The organism is Lactimicrobium sp. (genome assembly GCF_036453465.1).
Taxonomy (GTDB): Bacteria; Bacillota_I; Bacilli_A; order Erysipelotrichales; family Erysipelotrichaceae; genus Bulleidia.
Map to the genome: position 1 here is coordinate 1 of NZ_JAZHUW010000027.1, position 21,191 is coordinate 21,191.

21 protein-coding genes, 1 tRNA gene and 1 other annotated feature are annotated in these 21,191 nt (G+C 49.4%); of the genes, 2 read left to right on the top strand and 20 right to left on the bottom strand.

What is annotated here, in order from left to right; genetic code table 11:
- Positions 1–165 precede the first annotated feature (165 nt).
- The 17 genes from SOI44_RS07410 to SOI44_RS07490 all read right to left on the bottom strand — a co-directional run bounded on the left by SOI44_RS07410 (position 166) and on the right by SOI44_RS07490 (position 16,167).
- Positions 166–954: a hypothetical protein gene (locus SOI44_RS07410; RefSeq protein ID WP_331348574.1), complete on the bottom strand. Its 789-nt coding sequence runs from the start codon at positions 952–954 to the stop codon at positions 166–168.
- Between the two features lie 4 nt (positions 955–958).
- Entirely contained in the window at positions 959–3,673 is a 2,715-nt protein-coding gene (ileS, locus tag SOI44_RS07415) for an isoleucine--tRNA ligase (protein WP_331348575.1), read from the bottom strand.
- 49 nt (positions 3,674–3,722) lie between these two features.
- Positions 3,723–3,911: a binding site (T-box leader), on the bottom strand.
- Positions 3,899–4,381 (bottom strand): DivIVA domain-containing protein, encoded by a 483-nt coding sequence (locus SOI44_RS07420; protein WP_108776045.1) that lies wholly within the window; start codon positions 4,379–4,381, stop codon positions 3,899–3,901. (Overlaps the previous feature by 13 nt.)
- A 12-nt stretch (positions 4,382–4,393) precedes the next feature.
- A complete protein-coding gene (locus tag SOI44_RS07425; protein WP_331348576.1) occupies positions 4,394–5,134 on the bottom strand; it encodes a YlmH/Sll1252 family protein in 741 nt (246 codons plus the stop codon).
- Positions 5,127–5,546 (bottom strand): cell division protein SepF, encoded by a 420-nt coding sequence (locus SOI44_RS07430; protein WP_331348577.1) that lies wholly within the window; start codon positions 5,544–5,546, stop codon positions 5,127–5,129. The genes SOI44_RS07425 and SOI44_RS07430 overlap by 8 nt, the downstream gene beginning before the upstream one ends.
- A 94-nt stretch (positions 5,547–5,640) precedes the next feature.
- Positions 5,641–6,696 carry a M42 family metallopeptidase gene (locus SOI44_RS07435; protein ID WP_331348578.1) on the bottom strand — a complete coding sequence of 352 codons (1,056 nt, stop codon included), beginning with the start codon at positions 6,694–6,696 and terminating at the stop codon, positions 5,641–5,643.
- Positions 6,683–7,321: a V-type ATP synthase subunit D gene (locus SOI44_RS07440; RefSeq protein ID WP_331348579.1), complete on the bottom strand. Its 639-nt coding sequence runs from the start codon at positions 7,319–7,321 to the stop codon at positions 6,683–6,685. Before SOI44_RS07440 ends, SOI44_RS07435 begins: the two co-directional genes overlap by 14 nt.
- Positions 7,322–8,743 (bottom strand): V-type ATP synthase subunit B, encoded by a 1,422-nt coding sequence (locus SOI44_RS07445; protein ID WP_331348580.1) that lies wholly within the window; start codon positions 8,741–8,743, stop codon positions 7,322–7,324. It lies immediately after the preceding gene.
- Between the two features lie 14 nt (positions 8,744–8,757).
- Positions 8,758–10,509, bottom strand: a complete 1,752-nt coding sequence (locus SOI44_RS07450) for a V-type ATP synthase subunit A (protein ID WP_331348581.1) — start codon at positions 10,507–10,509, stop codon at positions 8,758–8,760.
- Entirely contained in the window at positions 10,506–11,111 is a 606-nt protein-coding gene (locus tag SOI44_RS07455) for a V-type ATP synthase subunit E (protein ID WP_331348582.1), read from the bottom strand. The genes SOI44_RS07450 and SOI44_RS07455 overlap by 4 nt, the downstream gene beginning before the upstream one ends.
- Positions 11,112–11,121: 10 nt before the next feature.
- The gene (locus SOI44_RS07460; protein WP_108776038.1) at positions 11,122–11,430 is read right to left on the bottom strand and encodes a V-type ATP synthase subunit F; all 309 of its coding nucleotides are present in this window, start codon (positions 11,428–11,430) and stop codon (positions 11,122–11,124) included.
- A 16-nt stretch (positions 11,431–11,446) separates the two neighbouring features.
- Positions 11,447–11,887: an ATP synthase subunit C gene (locus SOI44_RS07465; RefSeq protein ID WP_331348583.1), complete on the bottom strand. Its 441-nt coding sequence runs from the start codon at positions 11,885–11,887 to the stop codon at positions 11,447–11,449.
- Between the two features lie 23 nt (positions 11,888–11,910).
- Positions 11,911–13,728 carry a V-type ATP synthase subunit I gene (locus SOI44_RS07470; protein WP_331348584.1) on the bottom strand — a complete coding sequence of 606 codons (1,818 nt, stop codon included), beginning with the start codon at positions 13,726–13,728 and terminating at the stop codon, positions 11,911–11,913.
- A gap of 15 nt (positions 13,729–13,743) precedes the next feature.
- The gene (locus SOI44_RS07475; protein ID WP_331348585.1) at positions 13,744–14,781 is read right to left on the bottom strand and encodes a V0D/AC39 family V-type ATPase subunit; all 1,038 of its coding nucleotides are present in this window, start codon (positions 14,779–14,781) and stop codon (positions 13,744–13,746) included.
- A complete protein-coding gene (locus SOI44_RS07480; protein ID WP_331348586.1) occupies positions 14,778–15,098 on the bottom strand; it encodes a hypothetical protein in 321 nt (106 codons plus the stop codon). Before SOI44_RS07480 ends, SOI44_RS07475 begins: the two co-directional genes overlap by 4 nt.
- A 66-nt stretch (positions 15,099–15,164) precedes the next feature.
- Entirely contained in the window at positions 15,165–15,524 is a 360-nt protein-coding gene (locus SOI44_RS07485; RefSeq protein ID WP_331348587.1) for a hypothetical protein, read from the bottom strand.
- Positions 15,511–16,167 (bottom strand): YoaK family protein, encoded by a 657-nt coding sequence (locus SOI44_RS07490; protein ID WP_331348588.1) that lies wholly within the window; start codon positions 16,165–16,167, stop codon positions 15,511–15,513. The genes SOI44_RS07485 and SOI44_RS07490 overlap by 14 nt, the downstream gene beginning before the upstream one ends.
- A 131-nt stretch (positions 16,168–16,298) precedes the next feature.
- Between SOI44_RS07490 and SOI44_RS07495 the strand changes: the two genes are divergently transcribed.
- Positions 16,299–17,210, top strand: a complete 912-nt coding sequence (locus SOI44_RS07495; RefSeq protein ID WP_331348589.1) for a LysR family transcriptional regulator — start codon at positions 16,299–16,301, stop codon at positions 17,208–17,210.
- A gap of 78 nt (positions 17,211–17,288) precedes the next feature.
- Here SOI44_RS07495 and SOI44_RS07500 read toward each other — a convergent pair whose 3' ends face one another.
- Entirely contained in the window at positions 17,289–18,995 is a 1,707-nt protein-coding gene (locus SOI44_RS07500) for a M3 family oligoendopeptidase (RefSeq protein ID WP_331348590.1), read from the bottom strand.
- Positions 18,996–19,093: 98 nt separating this feature from the next.
- Here SOI44_RS07500 and SOI44_RS07505 point away from each other — a divergent pair.
- Positions 19,094–19,182, top strand: a tRNA-Ser gene (locus tag SOI44_RS07505).
- A gap of 47 nt (positions 19,183–19,229) precedes the next feature.
- Here SOI44_RS07505 and SOI44_RS07510 read toward each other — a convergent pair.
- Both SOI44_RS07510 and SOI44_RS07515 read right to left on the bottom strand, forming a co-directional pair.
- The gene (locus tag SOI44_RS07510; RefSeq protein ID WP_331348591.1) at positions 19,230–19,910 is read right to left on the bottom strand and encodes a 5'-methylthioadenosine/S-adenosylhomocysteine nucleosidase; all 681 of its coding nucleotides are present in this window, start codon (positions 19,908–19,910) and stop codon (positions 19,230–19,232) included.
- Positions 19,911–19,930: 20 nt separating this feature from the next.
- The gene (locus SOI44_RS07515) at positions 19,931–21,148 is read right to left on the bottom strand and encodes a diphosphate--fructose-6-phosphate 1-phosphotransferase (RefSeq protein ID WP_331348592.1); all 1,218 of its coding nucleotides are present in this window, start codon (positions 21,146–21,148) and stop codon (positions 19,931–19,933) included.
- Positions 21,149–21,191: the final 43 nt, after the last annotated feature.

The window sequence follows — 21,191 nt, forward strand, 5'->3', positions numbered from 1 at the left end:
AATATGCTAGCCACTGCTTTCACCCTCGGCGTCACCGCCTGCGGCTGGTGGTTCACTTCACTTGGCGACAAATACCCGTGACCTGCGTCTGCTGCAGGCTGGATGTGTGTCATGCCCGACACACCTAAAAAGGACTTCGTGTGAAGTCCTTTTCTTATGGCCCGATCAGGCAAGCGGCTGCTTTCCAGCCGGCATCTCTTCAATATGATCTTCTTCCATACGGATGGCAAACCAGATCTTGGTGCCATCCGTATTTTGTTCTGGATGTTCTTCTTCCAGCTGCAGCACTTCATAGTCAAGATGCCTCATGATAGCCGCATTCTGCCTGCGTACAGGCTCATCTTTTTCATACTGATAGTAGTATGGGTGATCCAGCGCATCAGGCCCATAACACGGGATATCGGGGTCTAAAGACAGGATATGGAGATAGCATGCATTGCCCGTCAGATCCTCCATTGCAAACTGATGGATCATATCCAGCATCTGTACAAAGATGCCCTGATGCCGGTATGCCTTTGTGACATAGGTGCTCCCTGTCAGAAAAGCCCTGCCTTTCCTCTGTATTCCCTGATCCTCCTGTAACATCTGTGCACTGATCCGCTGTTCCAGATACATCCAGTCACTTTCCCTGCTGCATTCCTCCAGAAAGTCCTTATCCCGCCCCAGTGTATCCAGATCACACAGATAGCCGCTGACATCCGCAATCACATCTGTAATGTCATAGACAATCAGAATCACATTCTGCCAGTTCTTGTGAGGGATCGTAAACAGTATGTAATCATATCTGCCGTCATTTTCATACGAATACAGAGAGGGATCGTTTTCATACAGGTCCATATACCATGAAACAGGATGGTCCAGAGATGTTTTGAGAAGATCAAGTGCCTTCATCAGAAAAATTCGATCGTTGATTTCCATAGATAAAAAAGAGGATGGTGTTTCCGCCATCCCCATATCATTAACCTTTCAGTACCTTATGGCAGCGCGGGCACAGTCCGTCTTCATCCGGATTGAGACTGTAGTTCCAGCAGCGCGGGCACTTTGTACCCTGTGCCTTTTCTACCTTTGCGCTGACCTTCTCTCCTGCTGTGACATTGGCAGCGGAGACAATCAGCCACTGGGAAACCTGATCCGGCAGCTGTTCATTGAGCAGTGTGCACATATCCTCCGGTGCGCTCAGAGAGATTTCTGCTTCCTGGCTTGACTTGATCAGCTTCTCATTGCGGGCATCTTCCAGTGCCTTGAGCACAACGGAGCGCATATCCATCAGCTTGGCACCATCTGCCTTTACCTTTTCAGCATCCGCATAGTTTTCAACGGCAGGGAACTCAGTGTTATGCACAGACTTCTCGCAGTCATCGTTGAAGTGCTGCCATACTTCCTCAGCTGTAAAGACAAGGAACGGTGCCCACAGACGGACAAGCTTGTCAACACAGATCCAGTATACAGACTGTACCTGTCTTCTGCGTCTGCTGTCCTTTGCCTCACAATACAGGATATCCTTTGTGAAATCGCAATAGTAGGAAGACAGTTCATTGACCATGAAGTTGGTCAGCACTTTGGAACATGCGACATAGTCATAGTTCATGACACTCTTTCTGACGGCACTGACAACATCATCCAGCAGAACCAGGATGTACTTGTCAACCGGTTCAAGATCCTGGTAAGCTACCATATCCTTCTTCGGATCAAAGTCAGCCGGATTCACATTGCCAAGCAGGAAGCGGAATGTATTTCTGATCTTGCGGTACTGCTCGGATACCTGCTTGATGTTGCTCGGGCCAAGCTTGAGATCCTGCTTGAAGTCAGAAACCATTGCCCACAGACGGAATACATCTGCGCCATTCTTATTGATGATATCCATCGGGTTGACAACATTGCCCTGCGACTTGGACATCTTTTCACCCTTGGAGTCAACCACATAGCCATGGGAAAGAACCTCACGGTAAGGTGCTCTGCCCTTGACAGCCGTAGCGACAATCAGAGAACTGTTGAACCAGCCGCGGTACTGGTCAGATCCCTCAAAATACATATCACACGGGAATTCCAGACCTCTGTCTTCCAGTTCTGTCCAGGACGATCCGGAGTCAAACCAGACATCCATGATATCCTTCTCCTTGGTGAAGATACCATTCGGAGATTTCGGATTTGTGTATCCTTCCGGCAGCAGGTCCTTTGCCTCACGTTCAAACCAGACATTGGATCCATACTGGCCGAACAGATCTGCTACATGTTCAAAGACATCCTTTTCCATGATCGGAGAGCCGTCTTCACAATAGAAGATCGGAATCGGCACACCCCACAGACGCTGACGGGAAATGCACCAGTCGCCGCGGTCATGGATCATATTGTGCATTCTCTTCTGGCCGAAGGAATTGTGCCAGACAACGTGATTGTCAATCTGGTCAAGCAGCTGGTCCTTGATCTTGTCAATGGAGCAGAACCACTGCTTCACGGCTCTGAAGATCACCTTCTTTTTGAGACGGTCATCATGCGGGTAAGCATGGACAATATTCTCTACAGCAAGCAGGCATCCCTTCTCATTCATATCATGGATAATAGCCTTGGAGCAGTCTTCAAAGAACATGCCCTGATACTTGCCGGCATTCTCGTTCATCTTACCGACAGAATCAACGGTATTAATCGGCGGGATTCCGTATTTCATACATACATTGAAGTCATCAAGACCATGGCCGCCGGCAGTATGAACAACACCGGTACCATCATCGGCGGTAACATGATTGCCAAGCAGGGTCGGGCACTCCTTGTCAAAGACAACATGATGATAGGTAATGCCTTCCAGCTCTTTTCCTTTGAAAGTACGCAGAACGCCCTGGTTTTCCAGCTGGAACTTAGCCAGCAGCTTATCCACAAAGTCGGCCAGCATAATCAGCTTGCCCTTCTCTGTCTTGACTTCGGCATAAACAAGATCTGCATTTAAGCAGACGGCTTCGTTGGAAGGAATGGTCCATGGGGTTGTGGTCCAGATGACATAGTAGTCATCCTGATCCAGTACACCTTTGCCATCGGCAATCTGGAAAGCCAGATAGATGGTCGCATCCTTGACATCACGGTATACGATTTCTGAGTCGGCAACAGCGGTCTCATTGTATGGAGACCAGTAGACCGGCTTGAGTCCCTGGAAGATCAGGCCGTCCAGTGCCATCTTCTCAAAGCAGCGGATCTGTCTGGCTTCAAATTCTTTCTTCAGAGTGATGTATGGGTGCTCATAGTCGGCGATCTGTCCCAGACGCTTTTCGGTTGCCATCTGCTGGGCAATCTGCTTGTGGGCATATTCTTCACACTTGGAGCGGAACTCTGCCGGAGAAAGCTTCTTTCTGTCAACACCAAGTTTCTGGATAGCATTTTCAATCGGCAGTCCGTGTGTATCCCAGCCCGGGAAATACGGTGTGTAGTAGCCGCTCATGGCATGTGTGCGGTTGATGAAGTCCTTGATCACACGGTTCATGGCCGTACCGGCATGGAGGTTGCCATTGGCATATGGCGGACCATCATGCAGAACAAATGCCTTCTGTCCCTTATGATGAGCAAGCAGATCCTGGAAGTAGTTGTTCTCTTCCCACTGTTTCAGAATACCCGGCTCTTTCTTAGCCAGATTGCCTCTCATCTCAAAGTCGGTGTTCGGCATGTTCAATGTGCTTTTGTAATCCATTCTTTGCCTTTCCTTTCCAAAGGGCGCCCATAAAAAAAGCGTCCCATTCTCTAAGGACGCTGTCAGCGCGGTACCACCTTAGTTCATGACAATATGCCATGCCCTCACTTATTCCTTAACGCGGAATCCACGATTGCTCACAGGTGATGTCCTGCTCTTTTCCACATGTCTGTTTTCACCATCCACAGACTCTCTTTAGTGCTGATAAAGGCAGGCGCGTCCTGATCAACGCATTTTCTTCTCTGCTTCATCCAGCCAGCGCAAATCCGGCATCTTCGGCAGCTGGAACTTATCCAGTTCTGCCTGCAGATCACTGAGTTCCTTCTTCATGTCCGTCTTGACATCACCGGCAGAATTGTACAGTCTTGACAGGTCCATCAGAATCAGGCGGGCAGTGCCAAGGGCTTCACGGATAATCTCATCCGCATTGTTCTGTGCTGTCGATATAATCTCATTGGCTTCCCGCAGGGACAGCCTGGCGATATCATCCGCCGCTGCCTGCTTTGCCTGCATATTCTGCAGCACAGCATTGTACTTCTTCTGCATGTCATCCAGACGGGCCGCATCCTCAGCAGCCTGCTGCTGGTACAAAGCAATTCTTTTTTCCAGCTCATCTACCTGTGCAGCATACTTCTCGACAGCATCATCCACCGCAAAACGATCATATCCATTCTTCATTACACGGAATGTCGGCCTTTTCGCTGTCAAAATCGTCACCTCTCAGATATACTGCTGGAACTTAGCCACGATCCGGTCCGAATGTGTCTTTCGTTCGTATCCTTCATACAGAAAACGACCGAACCCACGGATCGAAATCGTAACGTTATTATGGCACACTTCATCAGGCACATCAAGCGCAACATGATCGAACTGCACCATTCCAGCATGAATCATTTCCTTTGCTTTTGAGCGGGAAACATGGGTAATTGCTGCAACGATGGCATCGGCTCTCTCACTGGCTGCTACAGCCGTGAAGCTGCGCATCTGAAAGACCTGTGCTGGAAAGCTGTCCATTTGTTCAAAACGGACACTGAGCTGATTGATGCGGGTCATTTGATCAATCAGAAATGGTGCCATTGATACAGAGGTGTAGAGATAGATATTGCCGTCTGCGATCCAGAAATCGCCAAAGGCATCTCTTTCGATCTGCAGTGACATCAGTGCACCAAGGATATCCCGGTGGGAAATCTTCCGGAAGCGCTGGTCTGCTTTTGCTTTCAGACAGACAATATCAGAAAAGTCATCTTCCTCATCATAAAGGAAAATGACTTTTTGCTTTCTTGCCTGCGGATAACCGCCAAACCAGCGGACATGGGCGGATGGCACAAAGATTTTCTGCATGCGTGCTGTTTCTTCTTCATTCAGAAAGGAAGAACATGTATGCGTATGCCAGCGCTCACTTTTCTCCTGCAGATCATGCAGATGTGCTTCCAGAGAGGATTCGTCAGTATGCTCAGTCATCATCGCCGTCGAGCTTGATCTCGCCGTCAACGGCTACATTGCGCGGTGCACACAGAATCACATTATGGCCGATCTTCTGAATCGTGCCATCCAGAGCAAAGACAACACCTGTCAGGAAATCAATGGTGCGCTGGGCATAGTCTCTCTGCAGTCTGTGCAGGTTGACAACACATGCCCTTCTGTCCTTGAGATGTCTGGCAATCTCCTCAGCTTCTTCAAAGGAACGCGGCTCAAACAGAACCATGGCCGCATTAGTCGGCACACCGGTTACCTCTGTCCGTTTCTTTTCATAGGAGCTCAGCGGCTTAGCCTCACTCTGCCTGTATTCCAGTTCTTCATCTGCACCATCTTCATCATCGTCGTCATCATCTTCGACCGGTGCAATAAAATTTTTCAACTTTTCTAAAGCCACGCGTGGTACCTCCAATCACGTCTAACATTATAGCATGTAAGGTAGCTCATTCAACGTACGATTCATACCGAAAAAGAGCCTTGCTCAGGCTCTTTCAGAACGATTCAACCGCAGTTTTGTCCAGTCTTTCCACAAGTGCACAGGCCAGTCTGACCGCATTTTCATAATCACAGTATTTCACAAAACAGTTGGAACTGTGAATATAGCGGACCGGAATACCGATCACAATTGCAGGTACGCCATACTGCGTATTGACAGCAGCACCATTGGTGCCGCCGCCGCTGCGCACAGATTCCTGCACCGGAATACCAAGATTTCTGGCTGTATCCAGGGCAAACTTCTGGAATCTCCAGTTGGTAATCATGGAGACATCCATATGCCGCAGCATCGGTCCTTTGCCAAGTGCAGCCTGGATCATGTAATCCGGTGAGAAGGTATCATCAGCGGGACAGCCTTCAAAGCAGATCATGACATCCGGCTTCAAAGCCTCAGCATTGGCGCGCACACCTCTTTCCCCTACCTCTTCCTGGGCAGAGAAACATGCACTCAATGCACATGGCAGTTCCTTCTGATACATTCTCTTCAGCGTTTCGATTTCTGCCGCAACACCGATCCGGCAGTCAAATGCCTTGCCATAGAACAGATCACGCTTTTCATCATAGCGGCATGTGACATCCGGTACAGCCGGTGAGCCGATATGAATGCCAAGTGCCATAGTTTCCTGGGCACTTCGGCTGCCGCAGTCAAGGATCATATCATCGGGATCCAGCGGCTTATTGCGGTCAGCAGCACTCATGAAGTGAGGAGGTTTAGCCGCCACAACCGCTGGTACAAAGGTTCCTTTGTCTGTTTTGATGACAAAAGAATTGGCCGGCAGAGAAGACGGTGAAATACCGCCAAGACGCAGAAACTTCATGGTTCCATCGGGACGAATCGCCTGCACGATCAGGCCGACCTCATCCAGATGGGAATCCAGCATGACTCTGGGTTTGTCACTGTGAGCATCTTTCTCACAGCGGACATTGCGCATATGATCCTGCACGGTATCATACTCAGGCAGCTGGGATCTCACAAATGCAGCAGCGTCATCCTCAAAGCCGGAAGCGCCGAATACATCAGAAAGCCTCTCAATACGTTCAATTTGATTCATCTGCTGTACTTTCCTTCTTTTCCTTATTGGCCTTGATGACTTTCATACGTGAGAATTCCTCACGTTCCTTCTCTTCAAGGTCAGCACTCATAACCCTGATTTCTTCCTTGTAGCGGGGAATAACAATGTTGCGCAGAGCATTGGCACGTTTCTGGGTCGTGGAGATGGCATGGGCAAGACGGTATACGGTATTGTCTACCTCAGCCAGTACCATCGTGATCTCCTTCACCTTCTGAAACTGGATGTACGCTTCATCGATGGTCGCATTGGTATCTTCCATGCCATATGGAATATCTAAGGAATCCGGTTTGTCATAGCTCACCTTGGGAACTTCCACACCCATCACACTGCGATAGGTAACGTGAATCGTATCCTCAATCTTAGTGCGCCTTGCAACCCGGTCAATCACGCCGGAATAGACATTTGCCTGCTGCAGAAGGAAATATCCGGTCGCATATGCATCACTGATCTGTTCGCGCAGGGCCTTCACCTTCTCAACTTCATTCATCATTTCCTTGACAAGGATATTGCGCTTGCGGTCCATCAGCTCATAGCCGTTCTCGGCCAGAGCCAGCGATTTCTTCGCTTTGATCAGATTTCCTTTTGTTGCAGGTACGCCTGCCATTTATTTTTCCTCCTGCTCAAGGGCAAGAGCAATCGTGCGCTCAGCATGTTCCGGATCATAGTTCTGCTTGATCAGCTTCGGATCCAGACGGTCAAGAGCACTCTCAGGCAATGTGGACAGCAGTGCCCAGCCCAGATTCAGTGTTTCCTGAATGGAGCGGTTGGTATGGCTGCCCTGGCCGATGAAGATCGACTCAAAGCGGCGGCCGAATTCCATGTACTTCTTGTCCAGCTCAGACAGTTCATCTTCACCAATAACACTGGCAAGGGAACGGGCATCCTGCACCTTGGCATAGGACGCAAACAGCTGGTTGGCAACATCCTGGTGGTCTGCGCGTGTATAGCCTTCACCAATGCCATCCTTCATCAGACGTGACAGTGACTGCAATACACCGATCGGCGGATTGATGCCTTTGAGATACAGATCACGGTCCAGAACGATCTGGCCCTCGGTAATATAACCGGTCAGATCCGGCACCGGATGGGTAATATCATCGTTCGGCATGGTCAGGATCGGAATCTGGGTTACACTGCCCTTGCCGCCCTTGATGATACCAGCTCTTTCATACAGGGATGCAAGATCTGAGTACAGATAGCCAGGATAGCCTTTACGGGAAGGAATCTCACCCTTACTGGAAGAAATTTCACGCACGGCTTCACAATAGGAAGTCATATCGGTCAGAATAACCAGGACATTCATGCCGCACTCATAGGCCAGATACTCAGCGGCAGTCAGAGCACAGCGCGGTGTTAACATTCTTTCGACGATCGGGTCATCGGACAGGTTGACATACATGACAACCTTCTCCATGACACCGGTTTCCTCGAAGGATCTGCGGAACATGTCCGCGACATCGTTCTTGACACCTATAGCACCGAATACGATACAGAAGTTTTCACTGTCTTCACCAGTCAGATGGGCCTGACGGACAATCTGAATGGCAAGCTGGTCATGCGGCAGGCCGCTGCCGGAGAAAATCGGCAGTTTCTGGCCGCGGATCAGTGTATTCAGGCCATCAATGGCAGAAATACCTGTCTGGATATAGTTACGGGGATAGACACGGGATACCGGGTTCAGCGGCTTGCCGTTGACATCCTCAAACTTCTCAGGATACACCTCTCCCAGGCCGTCGATCGGCTCACCGACACCATTGAAGGTACGGCCCAGGATTTCTCTGGACAGACCGAGTTCCATCGGATGGCCGAGAAGCTTTGTCTTGACGTTGGTCTTGGACATGCCATCGGTGCCTTCAAACACCTGAATGACGGCCCTTTCACCTTCGATCTCGGTGACACGGCCGATCCGGGTGCTGCCATCGGCGAGCTCGATGGAAACCATTTCTTCGTTTGATACATTCTTGACATGATCGAGGGCAATCAGAGAACCCCTGACATCACTCAGTCCTAATAACTGCAGGCTCACACAAAGCCCCCTTTCTAAGCGATCGATGCCAGAGCGGCATCAATCTTGGCTGGATATTCATCCAGCATCTCAATTTTGTCATTCGGTACTTCGTACTTGATCTGAATCACCTTTTCGAAAATACCTGTCTCGACCATCAGCGATACCGGAATCTTCTTGGCCACATACTGGCTGCAGGCACGCTTCAGGTAATCAATCGTCTTGAGCATCTTGTACTGCTTCTGCAGGGAAACAGAAGTGTCATCCTTATGGAAGGCATTCTGCTGCAGGAAACCGACACGGATCACACGGGCAATCTCAAGGGTCAGTTTCTGATCTTCCGGCAGTACATCGGAGCCAATCAGCTTGACGACTTCCATCAGGTTGGACTCTTCATGCAGGATCTCCTGCATCTCAGAACGCAGATCCAGGAAATCATGAGCAACATTCTGATTGTACCAGTGGGACAGATCATCCACATATTCGGAATAACTGTCGGTCCAGTTCATGGCCGGGAAGTGTCTTGCATAGGCAAGGGACTTATCCAGTGCCCAGAAGCATCTGACGAAACGCTTGGTGTTGGCAGTAACCGGCTCAGAGAAATCGCCGCCCTGCGGAGAAACAGCACCGATCAGGGTGACAGATCCTTTGGATCCGGACAGTGTATCGACATAGCCGGCACGCTCATAGAACTGGGCGATACGGCTTGGCAGATAAGCCGGGAAGCCTTCTTCTGCCGGCATTTCTTCCAGACGGCCGGAGATTTCACGCAGAGCCTCAGCCCAGCGGGATGTGGAGTCGGCCATCAGGGCAACATGGTAGCCCATGTCGCGGTAATACTCGGCAATCGTAACACCGGTGTAAATACTGGCCTCACGGGCAGCCACCGGCATGTTGGATGTATTGGCAATCAATACGGTACGGTCCAGCAGCGGCTTGCCGCTCTTCGGGTCAGTCAGTTCACTAAACTCTTCCAGAGCCTGGGTCATCTCGTTGCCACGCTCACCGCAGCCGACGTAAATGATGATATCGGCATCACACCACTTGGCGATCTGATGCTGCATCATGGTCTTGCCGGCACCGAAGCCTCCCGGCAGAGCACTGGATCCACCCTTGGCAATCGGGAACATCGTATCAACGACACGCTGTCCGGTTACCAGCGGCATGGAAATCGGTTCACGCTTAAGGATCGGACGGGGTTTACGGATCGGCCACTGCTGATGCAGTGTAACCTCAGTCTTTTTGCCGGTATTGTCATCCTGTACAACCGCCAGGACATCATTAACTGTGTAGCTGCCGTTTTCAACCGCTTTGATTACGGTGCCATTGACGCCAATCGGAATCATGGAACGGTGTTCAATCAGACTGGTTTCCGGGCAGGTCGCAAAAATCTGTCCTTCTTTAACCTTGTCACCGGCTTTGATCTTCATGGTCACATCCCACTTCTTGTTTTCATCAAGAGATGGAATGCTGCGGCCTTCGGAAATGAAGGCGCCCTGTTCATCCGCAATCTGCTGCAGAGGACGCTCAATACCATCATAGATATTGCGCAGGATGCCAGGTCCCAGCACGGCATTCAGAAGATTGCCGGTACCAACAACCTCTTCGCCTGGTCTCAGGCCGGTTGTTGATTCATATACCTGGATCATGACTCTGTCATCATCGATACGGATGACTTCGCCAAGCAGCTTCTTTTTACCGACATAGACCATCTCACTCATGGCCAGAGTCATGGAATTGCGGACCGAAATGACAGATCCATTTATTGAATAAATGACATCACTCATGCCGCATCCTCACTTTCCTCTACCCGGAAGCCGGAATGGTTGCGGAACCATTCTCTGGCTGCCTTCAGATTGTCATCCAAAGTGCAGCTGTACTCCACGCCGGCTGCTTCATCACGATACAGAAAACCGCCGATTTCAAGATAGGCAGTTTCCACTTTGTTATGCAGTCCCTTTGCTGAAAGCAGCTTTGTCAGCAGAGGTTTGTCCTGCTCTCTGGCCGCAAAGACACCTGTATCAGAAATCTTGATTTCATCCAGGTGCTTCTGCAGCCATTTTTCATAGTCGCCAGAAGAAGTAAACTTGTGCAGATCACTGCTGACTTCATCAAACAGTTTTGCGGTCAGAGACTGACGCAGCTGCAGAAGTTTCTTCTTTGTATCCATCTTATCCTTGGACGATTTGGTTGCCGCATAGAAGCGCAGCTCACTCAGTTCCTTTTCCAGGTAAGTGTCTGTTTCTTTCTTCAGACCTTCCTCATAGAAAGAGAGCTGATCCTGACGCAGTGCCTCTGTCTCCTGCTCGACCTGTTTGCGCACAAGCTCGGCGTTGGAGCTGACATCCTCGTCAATCGTCTTCAGGATTTTCTCTTCATAATTTTCCACTCACTTCACCTCACAGTTTAATGCCGATGGCTTCACTGATGTAGGCATCAATGGTTTCGCCAATATTGCCTGATCCGTGCCGGTCCGCAATCTCGACGATCAGCGGCTTGGGCAGATTCAGCTTATAGTCAGAAACCACATCGCCAGCCATCTCCACGCATTTGGTTGTCATCAGAATAATGGCAATCTCCGGATCATGGATGAGCTCATCCAGTTTCTTGACAATCGCTTCACGGTCGTGAAAGACACCGCCCTCAATCCCGGCAAGTCTCATGCCGGTCTTTGTGTCTGTATTGTCACTGATGCAGTATGCTTTCAAAACTCACACCTCAGGATCAGAGATTGTTGATGATGAGAATGGAAATCAGAAGACCATAAATGGCAATACCTTCACCAAGAGCGACGAAGATGATGGCTTTACCAAAGTTATCAGGGTTTTCAGAAATAGCACCGATGGCAGCCGGAGATGCTTTTGCAACAGCCCAGCCGGCACCGATACATGCACAGCCGACAGACAGAGCAGCAGCGATATAGCCAAGACCTGTTGCACTGGAAGCAGCAGATGCAGCAGAAGTATCTTCAGCCATGGCAGCGAACTTTGTGCCGCCGACAATCAGACAGATGGCAAATACGCCGGCAAACAGAGCAACCTGGCCAAGCAGTCTCTGCTTGGCATTCTTACGATTCAGGCCGCCTCTGACAATGAGCCACAGCGGACCAATAACAAGAGCAACAGCAATCAGCGGTACCAATACTTCACTAAGAGATAACATCATTTTTTCCTCCTGGACATTTGTCCTTATTCTGCTTGTGCAGTTAATGCTTTATATTTTCTGCCGCCACCAGTGTAGTAACGGGAGAACATTTCATAATACTCAAGACGCAGAGCCTGAATACCAACAACCAGGCCTTCCAGCGCCATAACGAAGATGTTGCCAAGAACCAGAACAAGCGGTCCGGCATTGCCTGTCATCTTGACCAGTGTCATAACCACCAGCATCATGCCGGCATGGGAGAGCACGAAGCCGCCGACACGCAGGTAGGACATGGAGTTGGTGACAAATGACAGCAGGATTTCAAATACTTCGAAGAAATTCTGAAGTATGTATGCGCCCCAGGACTGGGAAGCTCTGAAACCGTGTCCTGTGACAAGATTGGTCAGCGGCTCCTTCATCAGGAAGCAGAACACCGGGACCAGAATGAACGGGATCACAAACTGTACATGGAACAGATTTGCACCGCCCGTCAGTTTCAGACCTGCGGCAATAATCACATACAGATAGAACACCAGGCCGGCAATGCCATTCTGTGAGAACAATACTTCGCCCAGTTTCTTATGACGGAGGTTGTTTACGATGTTGATGGTCATGGAGCAGACAATCAGTACAACACCGATGATCAATGCTCCAATCAGCAGTGTCATTGTGTTGGAGTTTGCCATGACATCAAACAGCTTCTCACGTACATGGAACAGTTTCTGATGAATCGGATTCAGCAGATCTTCATAGCCGAAGACGGATCCAAACAGGAAGCCCATGATGGAACTGGTGATGCCGACTCTCCCGATGATGCCAAACAGCTTGCCCTTTTTCTCAAACAGGAAGCCGATGATCATCAGTACGATGCCCTGGCCCATATCACCAAACATGATTCCGAAAAGAATACAGTAAGTAATGGCCAGGAAGAAGGTCGGATCAAAGTCACCATAAGCAGGTGTTGAGTACATGTCCACAAACAGCTCAAACGGCTTTGCGAACCAGTTGTTCTTCAGCAGTGTCGGGCACTTGAACTGTGGTACTTCTTCCGGTTCTTTCACTGTGAAAGTGACAGGGTCGCCGGCAAAAGCATCTTCATATGCCTGCACCTGGGATGCCTGCACAAAACCTGACAGCAGATATTTCTCATCAAAGATGGAAACATACTTGTATTGAGAAATGATCTCGTCACGCTGTGAGCAGTAGGCAAAGCAGTCATTCAGCTGATCTTCATACTGATGCAGCAGTCTGTGTACATCCACCGCCGGAATTTCCATCGGCTCAAAATACAGAGACTGGAAGATCTTTTCTACTTCTTCTGCATAGGAATCAGATGTGACATATACCATCCAGATATACTGCTTGTTTTCATGCAGACGGTGGTGGACAAAATTCACATCCCGGTAGGCTGACAGCTTCGGGAAACTTTCCCGCGGCATTCTGCCAAAGCCAAAATTCAGATAATTGCAGGCATGGATTCTTTCAAAACCGCACACACTGAGGGCATCCAGTGCCTGTTCATCATCGGGAGTAAGAATTACCTCCCCGGCATCACTGGTAATGCCGAACTTCTCATTCAGTTCACCCAGAAACTTTTCGATTTCTTCCTTTGACCACGTCTTGGAAGGTTTCCGTTCAGGATCGAATGAGAAGCCAACCGCATGGGCGAAGTTCTGCAGTGTCTGCCTGTATTCGGCATACGGATTTTCCTCACTGATCATCTTGCCGCCGTTGTCTTCGGTCACAATATTGCTGGCCGGTTCGACATCAAGCATGCCGGATCCGATGCCTTTCAGCAGCATGGAATCCAGATGGTCACGATCCGTGGATGCCTCAACGAACTTCATTTTTACAATTGCCATCCGCTGGCTCCTTTCCTAGTACACAAGCAATGCCCGAATCCGGTCATTGGAGATATGATATCTGACCCCTTCGCAGATGTTGATCACATTGCGGATCTCGATCTGGGACAGATTCATATAACTCATCAGAATCAGATTGGACCTTGTGTCCGTTTCAATCATCGTGTAGTAGATGTTGTATACGATCTTCTCGATATAGCGGTCTATATTCTGAGAATTCGCACCTTTTGTATAGAAGTGGTATTTACGCTGCAAAGCCGCAAGCACTTCATCCGCACTGTCTTCCCTGATCATGCGGCGGATCTCAGCTTCCTTGAACAGGCAGCTGCGGATCACAACCGTGCGCTCAATCAGTGCCGGTGCGACCTGGAAGTATTTCTTCAGACGATAGATGATCGAGATGGCTTCCAGTTCTGCCCGCATGGAGATCAGCTTCAGCACTTGCTGGCGCTCATCTCCCCTGGTATCACTGTTGGCAAGTTCGATCATATGCTGGTAATAGGCATCGCGCAGATCATGTTCCAGAGATACCGCATCGATTTCCATCAGGTTATCCTTCCGGTATCTGCGCAGAATGTCATAGTAGCGGGTGTTCTTGAGGAATGCGAGAAGATCATCATAGCTGTTGATTTCAGCGAGCTTACTGATGTCAAATGACATGTAATGTGAAATATACATTGGCATTTCGGCAATCATTTCTGCTCTTTCATCACTTTCCGGATTCATCAGAACCCGGATGCAGCGCAGGATCATCTCAATTTCCGTATTCATGACAGCCGCCACCAGGAAGCGGCCATCTTCTTCACTGCCATAGCGCAGCAGTTTCTGCAGACGCTCATACATGCTCCGCCGCAGTAGTACTTCCAGCTGACCGCGGTGGATTGCCTTCTCATTGACGCCTTCCAGCGTATGTCTGTACAGCGTATTGGTCTTCAGATATGCCACAATTTCTGCAAGTGATTTCTTCTGCAGCAGGGCAGCATATGCATCCGCATTCAGCCGTTCCCCGAACATCGCTCTGGCCTTGGCAGCCATTGCGCCATCAGAACTCATGCATGATCCTCCACAATCCGTTTGTACAGCTCTTTGCGCCATTTCTCATGGCTGGCATCAAACTGTTTCTGCAGGTCAGCACTGGCCTTGCTGTAATATGCCTGGTTTTGTGCATCATCTGCCTTCACCTTTTCTTCCAGCTCGGCTTTGGTACTTTCCACCCTTGCATTGACAGCTGCCCAGGCATCATCGGACATCTTCTTCTCTTCATCCACAATTGCCTGCTTCAGCTGTGCTCTGCGGTCGTACACATCTTTGACTTCTTGGCGGACCTTTTCATCCGTATCAATCAGTTTCTGGATCGCATCAATTTCCATCTCATCACTTCCTTATCGTGCGTTATCATCAGATATTCTATACCATTCCGGTATGCACAACGTCTGTTATCTTATGCCCGCTTTTTCAGAATTGCAACCGGAGACGCAATGCATGTCATTTATGGTTATCTGTTTATGAAGTATCCTGCTCTTATCCTGCAGATAGGCAAGCAGGGCGGTCCATGACATCGGTGCCTGATGGTACTCTTTCTCAAGCATTTCGTTGTATTCTTCCGTCATATGCCTTACCTTCTGCTGTACATCATCATCCTCAATGGCCAGCAGTTCTTTCACACTGAAATAATCGGGATCATCGCTGATCTTTCCTTCCAGCTGCATGCAGGCCATATCCCATGGCATCAGTACCCTGTCATCCAATTGGATCTCACTGTAATCAGACAGTTTCTGCAGATCAATCAGCTTCATGCATGGCCTCCTTTGGAATCATCATGAGGAAGCTCACCAGCAGCAGTCCACAGCTGATCCAGATCGTATGCAGGCCAAACAGCTCAATCATCTGGTAGCCGGTTACGGCACCAAAGGCAAAGGCCAGCACAACCAGCAGATATTTCCCGCACAGATGCAGTTCCCGCCTGCTTTTTTCATGGATGGAACGGTCAAGATGATCCATGGCAGAGCGCAGGTTGCCGATGCACATGGTGCTGGCATACGGGGAACCACGTACGGTTCTGAATGCCTGTACCTGCATGGCACAGGCAAATGACAGAAGGGCATTGGCAATCGGATTGATGGATGATGGCAGGAAACCTACCGCACACAGCAGCACCATCTCTATGGCGATGACAATCTGCCGCCAGTGCAGCCCCTGTTCACCGGGAAAGCGGGTATGAATCTCCTGGGAAGCAATGACGCCAAGGGCAAATGCTGTCAGCGGCAGCAGATATTTAAGGCTGGCGGAAAATTCACCATCAGCAATACGGGCACTCATCAGAACGATGTTGCCGGTCTGTGCATTGGCAAATACCTTGCCGCGGGCAAAATAGGAATAGGCATCCATCAGACCGCCGGACAGAGCAAGAAAGACCATAGTCCGCTTTGCTTCAGACATCTGTGATCCTGATCTGTTCAATATACCGCCTCTCTTTCCCAAAACATGGCTATTATAAGAAGCAGCAGAAATTGTGTAAAAAGTATTTTTGAGATACCCGTCATATCAGATTGATATGGTAAAATACTGCCATGAACATTCCTCTGGATTATTACCGTACCTTTTATTATGTTGCACGATATGGCAGCCTCACCAGGGCTGCCACAGTTCTGCATGCCAATCAGCCTAATGTCACCCGCACCATCAATAAGCTGGAACAGAGCCTGGCCTGCCGGCTGATGATCCGTTCCAACCGCGGCATCGTTCTGACACCAGAAGGCAGGAAGCTGTTTACGCATGTGGAGCGTGCCATGCGGCAGTTAAATGATGCAGAGAGAGAACTCAACAGTGATCTGCAGTTGGAACAGGGCAGCATTACCATTGGTGCCTCTGAAACGGCATTGAATTTACTGCTGCTGGATACCCTGAAGCAGTTTCACTATGACTATCCGCATATCAGCCTGCGCATTCTGAACCATGCCAATCCAATGGCATTGCGGGCAGTAGAAGATGGCGAAGCTGATTTTGCCGTGGTAACGACACCCTATCGTCATCATGCAGGCCTTGTCAGTATGCCGCTGATCTCCTATGAAGAAATTCTGGTGGGTGGAAAGTCTTTTACTGCCCTGTCCTTTCAGGCCCTGCGGCTGCATGATCTGGAAAATTATTCCATGATTTCCATGGCGAGGGAAACCATGAGCTATCAGTTTCACAGCGAGGTGTTTGCTACCTATGGTGCTGTGTATCATCCGGATACAGAAGTGGCAACGGCCGATCAGATTCTGCCGCTGGTCAAGCATGATCTTGGCATTGCATTTCTGCCTGAAAGAATGGCAGCCGCTGATCTTGCCAGCGGTGCCATCGTGCAGCTGCATGTGCAGGAGGAAATCCCCAGAAGACAGATTGCTTTGATCTATGACCGCCACAGGCCGATGAGTCCGGCTGCCAGAAAGCTGATGGACCATCTGATTGCTGAAAGCAGGCCCGGCCAGGCAAAAGAATAAAGACATCCAGGAAATGCTGTCCAATGACAGTCAGATCCCGGATGTCTTTTATTTCTGCATCCTTTTGTATCTTATTGTTTATTCGATGCCGCTCAGATCAAATTCATCCAGATATTTTCCTGCTTTTTCGCAGATATCCCTCAGAGTATTGCCATCAAACGGTGATGCCAGACCTGCCTTTTTCAGCATATTTGTCCAGGTGTCGGATCCGCCCTGTTCTGTATATGCCATATATGTCTGCCAGGCAGCTTTCAGATCCTTCTGGATCAATGCCCAGAATTCCAGAGATACGGTCTGGGCCAGGCAGTAGTCAATATAGTAGAACGGCAGACTGTAAATATGATGTTTCAGCTGCCAGTGCTCACCATCGCTGTAGAACGGAATTTCACCATCCAGCTTGTACCATGGCATATACTTTCCGCACAGTTTCTTCCAGACATCATGGCGCTGTCTTGGAGTCAGTTGGGGATGTGCATAGATTTCATGCTGGAATTCATCCACAGCCGTGCCATACGGGATGAAGCGGATCGCACCTGCCACGTGGGAGTAGCGGTATTTGCGGGCATCTTTACCAAAGAAATCATCAGCCCATTCCTGGCCGAAGAATTCCATGGACATGGAATGACACTCACAGGCCTCCATCGTCGGCCAGGCAGTGCTCATCGGCACTCTGTTCCGGTTGAGCCATCCCTCAAAGGCATGTCCGGCCTCGTGGGTGATAACTTCCACATCTCCCTGGGTGCCATTGAAGTTGGCGAAGATAAACGGCATGTGGTAATCACCAAGATCCGTGCAGTAACCGCCGCCTGCCTTGCCTTCTGTGGAAAGCAGATTCATCAGTTTCATGTCCTTCATGGCATGGAAGAACTCACTTGTTTCCGGTGAGAGTTCATCATAGAACTTTGTGCCGGCAGCGATGATATCATCCGCATCTCCGGCAGGCTTTGCATTGCCTGAGCGGAATTCCAGGGCTGCATCTGCAAAGTTCATCGGATAGGAAACGCCAAGCCGCTTTGCCTGTGCTTTGTAAACACGTTCTGCTACCGGCACAACATACTTTGCGACGGCATCACGGAACTTAGCCAGATCTTCTTTTGTATAGCAGTTGCGGTCCATGCGGTAATAGCCAAGCGTTGTATAGCCTTCATAGCCCATGCGGCGTCCCATGGCATCACGCAGATGAACAAGTTGGTCATAGATTTCATCCATCTGCGGCTGATGATCCTTGTACCACTGCCCTTCTGCCTTCCAGGCAGCCAGACGGCGGGCATCATCGGGATCATTCTTGAATGGTGTCATCTGTGACAAGGTATATGTTTTTCCTTCAAACGGGACCTGAGCAGAGGCAAGCAGATTCTCATAATCCTGGGCAAGCTGGTTTTCCTTCTGCATGTCAGGAATGTTGTCTGCAGAAAATGCCTTCTTTGCAATTTCAGCATTCAGGAACACGATATTGCCGAATTCTTTTTCAAAGTCCGGACGGTATGGACTGGCCAGCAGTGCATCTGTAAAATCCTGCTGTGCCTGCTGCAGCTTTGGAGATGCAGCCAGCCAGAACTCATTTTCTGCTTTGTAATATGCATCCTTCGTATTGATATCATGGCGGATCTGGGCCAGTGTATTCAGTGTAGAGATATGGCGCACAGCATTGTCCTGGCGCAGAAAGATATCTCTTGCCTGTTCATAGCTTTGTGCTGCCTGCAGATCTTTGACATAGCTGGAAAGCTCATCCTGCATCTGTGTCAGATCAGGACGCTCATACTTCATTTCATCAAATGTAATCATCTTGTTTTCTCCCTGATGCCCTTCATCATACCACAATCTGCCTCCTATCTTTTTCTTTCAACAGGCAGGATGGCTATGATATACTAATGAATGCATTTGGAGAATTACCCAAGAGGCTGAAGGGGACGGTTTCGAAAACCGTTAGACGTGCAAGCGTGCGGGGGTTCAAATCCCTCATTCTCCGCCATCACAAAAACATGCCGTCAGGAAATCCTGACGGCATTGTTTTCAATCTCAGAATGTCTTCATAAGTGTATCCAGCACATCCAGTGCTTTCTGACTGCTGGTGGCAAAGGCACTGAAATATTCCTTTTCACCGCCGGTAATGCTGTCAGCGACCATCTTGATCAATACACATGGCACCTTGTTGCGGTTGGCAGTCTTGACGATGCCTGCGCTTTCCATTTCACAGATATCCGCATGGAACTGGTTATGAATCTGCGTCTTTTCCTGCACACTGCCGACAAACTTATCACCAGATGCACAGATGACTGGTTTCAGGTCGGGGTATACCTGCTTTGCCTTTGCAAGCAGCTTTCTATCCGTGGGCATGTAAATCGTCGGATATTCATTCAGATATAACCCAGGTTCACAATGGTCAACCTCAGATGTATCAAACTGGTAATGCACAACCTTGTCAACAATGCAAAGACGCACTCTGCTCATTTCCTCACTCAATCCGCCGACAACGCCGAAGTTGGTGATCAAAGAGACATGAAATTCTGAGAGCAGTGCCTGGGTGCCGGCAGCGGCGGAAATTTCACCTGGTCCGGAATGCAGAATATAAAGATTTCCGTTATCTGTCACATAGTGATAGACCGGGAATCCCCCTGCCTGCAGCATTTCCTCAGGCTCACCATATTTTTCCTTTACCGCATCAATTTCTACCGCGGCAATCATTCCTGTATTTTTCATGATCTTTCTACCTCGCTCACCTATCTTACCAGATAATATGGCTTTACATAGGCAGGCAGACCGGATTCATCATAGATGATTTCCGGTATTCCCTGGATCAGCGGCAGCATGTATTTTATGGCTTCTTCACTGATGCCGCCATAATCCGGCAGCAACCACTGGGAGGGAAAATTCCTGACAAAATTGGCAACCTTTTCCGCATCAATAGCAAAGCAGGAAACAGTATATTTCTCTGCAGGCATGCGTTTCAGGCCAACCATTTTACCGGTAAAGGATGGATCGCTGCTGCGCATATGAGCACACATGCCAAGCTGAAAGCTCTCTGTCACATCGGTATAAGACTGTTCCGTGGCATGACAGCGCTGGGCAATGGATAAATCCTGCACCTTGCAGCGGGAGGCGATGCCGGCATCCAGAATCATCTGTTCCAGCACCTTTCCTGCCCCGCCAAGGACTGTATGTCCAAACAGTTCGCTGCGTGCTACGCCTGAAGAAAGATACGATCCATCAATGTAACGCGCCCCTTCAGACACTGCCACAAAGCATTTGGAGCGGAGTGAGATGATATTCCTGACACGGTTGAGGAAGCGTTCCTTGTCAAATGGTTCTTCCGGAACAATCAGGATATCCACTTTGCCAGACAGACAGGCAGATGCGGCCAGCCAGCCGGCATCTCTGCCCATTGTTTCCAGAATGAAGACTTCGGTTCGGCTGGAAGGATATGCATTGATGTCATACCAGCACTGCAGGGCCGTTGTGGCAATGAATTTTGCAGCGGAGCCAAATCCCGGGCAGTGATCTGTTTCCACCAGGTCATTGTCAATTGTCTTGGGGCAGCCGATAAAGCGGTGATTGGCAATCTGGTGACTGACTGCATATTCACTTAAGGCAGCCACAGTATCCATGGAATCATTGCCGCCGATATAGAACATGGTTTCGATCTGGTACTTGTCCATGATCGCAATCATTTTCTGATAGTCTTCCTCATTGTCTCTTTTCAGCTTATAGCGGCATGAGCCAAGGGCACAGGATGGTGTCTGCTGCAGCAGCCTGTTTTCACGCTCACTCATATTGGTCAGGTCCACAAAACGTTCCTGCAGAATGCCTTCAATGCCATTCAGGCCGCCGTAGACATGTTCATACAGCGGACTGAGCTGATTGGCCTTCACAATGCCTGCCATCGTGGCATTGATGACAGCGCTTGGCCCGCCCGACTGGGCAATGATGCAATTCGACATATGCAATTCTCCTTTTTCCCTGTCCTCATTATAGCGGCAATTC

Excerpts from the sequence above, each read along its gene's own strand:
- SOI44_RS07490 (WP_331348588.1), bottom strand. The coding sequence starts at position 16,167 with ATGTCTGAAGCAAAGCGGACTATGGTCTTTCTTGCTCTGTCCGGCGGT.
- SOI44_RS07435 (WP_331348578.1), bottom strand. The coding sequence starts at position 6,696 with ATGAATCAAATTGAACGTATTGAGAGGCTTTCTGATGTATTCGGCGCT.
- SOI44_RS07510 (WP_331348591.1), bottom strand. The coding sequence starts at position 19,910 with ATGAAAAATACAGGAATGATTGCCGCGGTAGAAATTGATGCGGTAAAG.
- SOI44_RS07500 (WP_331348590.1), bottom strand. The coding sequence starts at position 18,995 with ATGATTACATTTGATGAAATGAAGTATGAGCGTCCTGATCTGACACAG.
- SOI44_RS07480 (WP_331348586.1), bottom strand. The coding sequence starts at position 15,098 with ATGGAAATTGATGCGATCCAGAAACTGATTGATACGGATGAAAAGGTC.
- SOI44_RS07495 (WP_331348589.1), top strand. The coding sequence starts at position 16,299 with ATGAACATTCCTCTGGATTATTACCGTACCTTTTATTATGTTGCACGA.
- SOI44_RS07450 (WP_331348581.1), bottom strand. The coding sequence starts at position 10,509 with ATGAGTGATGTCATTTATTCAATAAATGGATCTGTCATTTCGGTCCGC.
- SOI44_RS07465 (WP_331348583.1), bottom strand. The coding sequence starts at position 11,887 with ATGATGTTATCTCTTAGTGAAGTATTGGTACCGCTGATTGCTGTTGCT.
- SOI44_RS07470 (WP_331348584.1), bottom strand. The coding sequence starts at position 13,728 with ATGGCAATTGTAAAAATGAAGTTCGTTGAGGCATCCACGGATCGTGAC.
- SOI44_RS07410 (WP_331348574.1), bottom strand. The coding sequence starts at position 954 with ATGGGGATGGCGGAAACACCATCCTCTTTTTTATCTATGGAAATCAAC.
- SOI44_RS07475 (WP_331348585.1), bottom strand. The coding sequence starts at position 14,781 with ATGAGTTCTGATGGCGCAATGGCTGCCAAGGCCAGAGCGATGTTCGGG.
- SOI44_RS07425 (WP_331348576.1), bottom strand. The coding sequence starts at position 5,134 with ATGACTGAGCATACTGACGAATCCTCTCTGGAAGCACATCTGCATGAT.
- SOI44_RS07440 (WP_331348579.1), bottom strand. The coding sequence starts at position 7,321 with ATGGCAGGCGTACCTGCAACAAAAGGAAATCTGATCAAAGCGAAGAAA.
- SOI44_RS07515 (WP_331348592.1), bottom strand. The coding sequence starts at position 21,148 with ATGTCGAATTGCATCATTGCCCAGTCGGGCGGGCCAAGCGCTGTCATC.
- ileS (WP_331348575.1), bottom strand. The coding sequence starts at position 3,673 with ATGGATTACAAAAGCACATTGAACATGCCGAACACCGACTTTGAGATG.
- SOI44_RS07485 (WP_331348587.1), bottom strand. The coding sequence starts at position 15,524 with ATGAAGCTGATTGATCTGCAGAAACTGTCTGATTACAGTGAGATCCAA.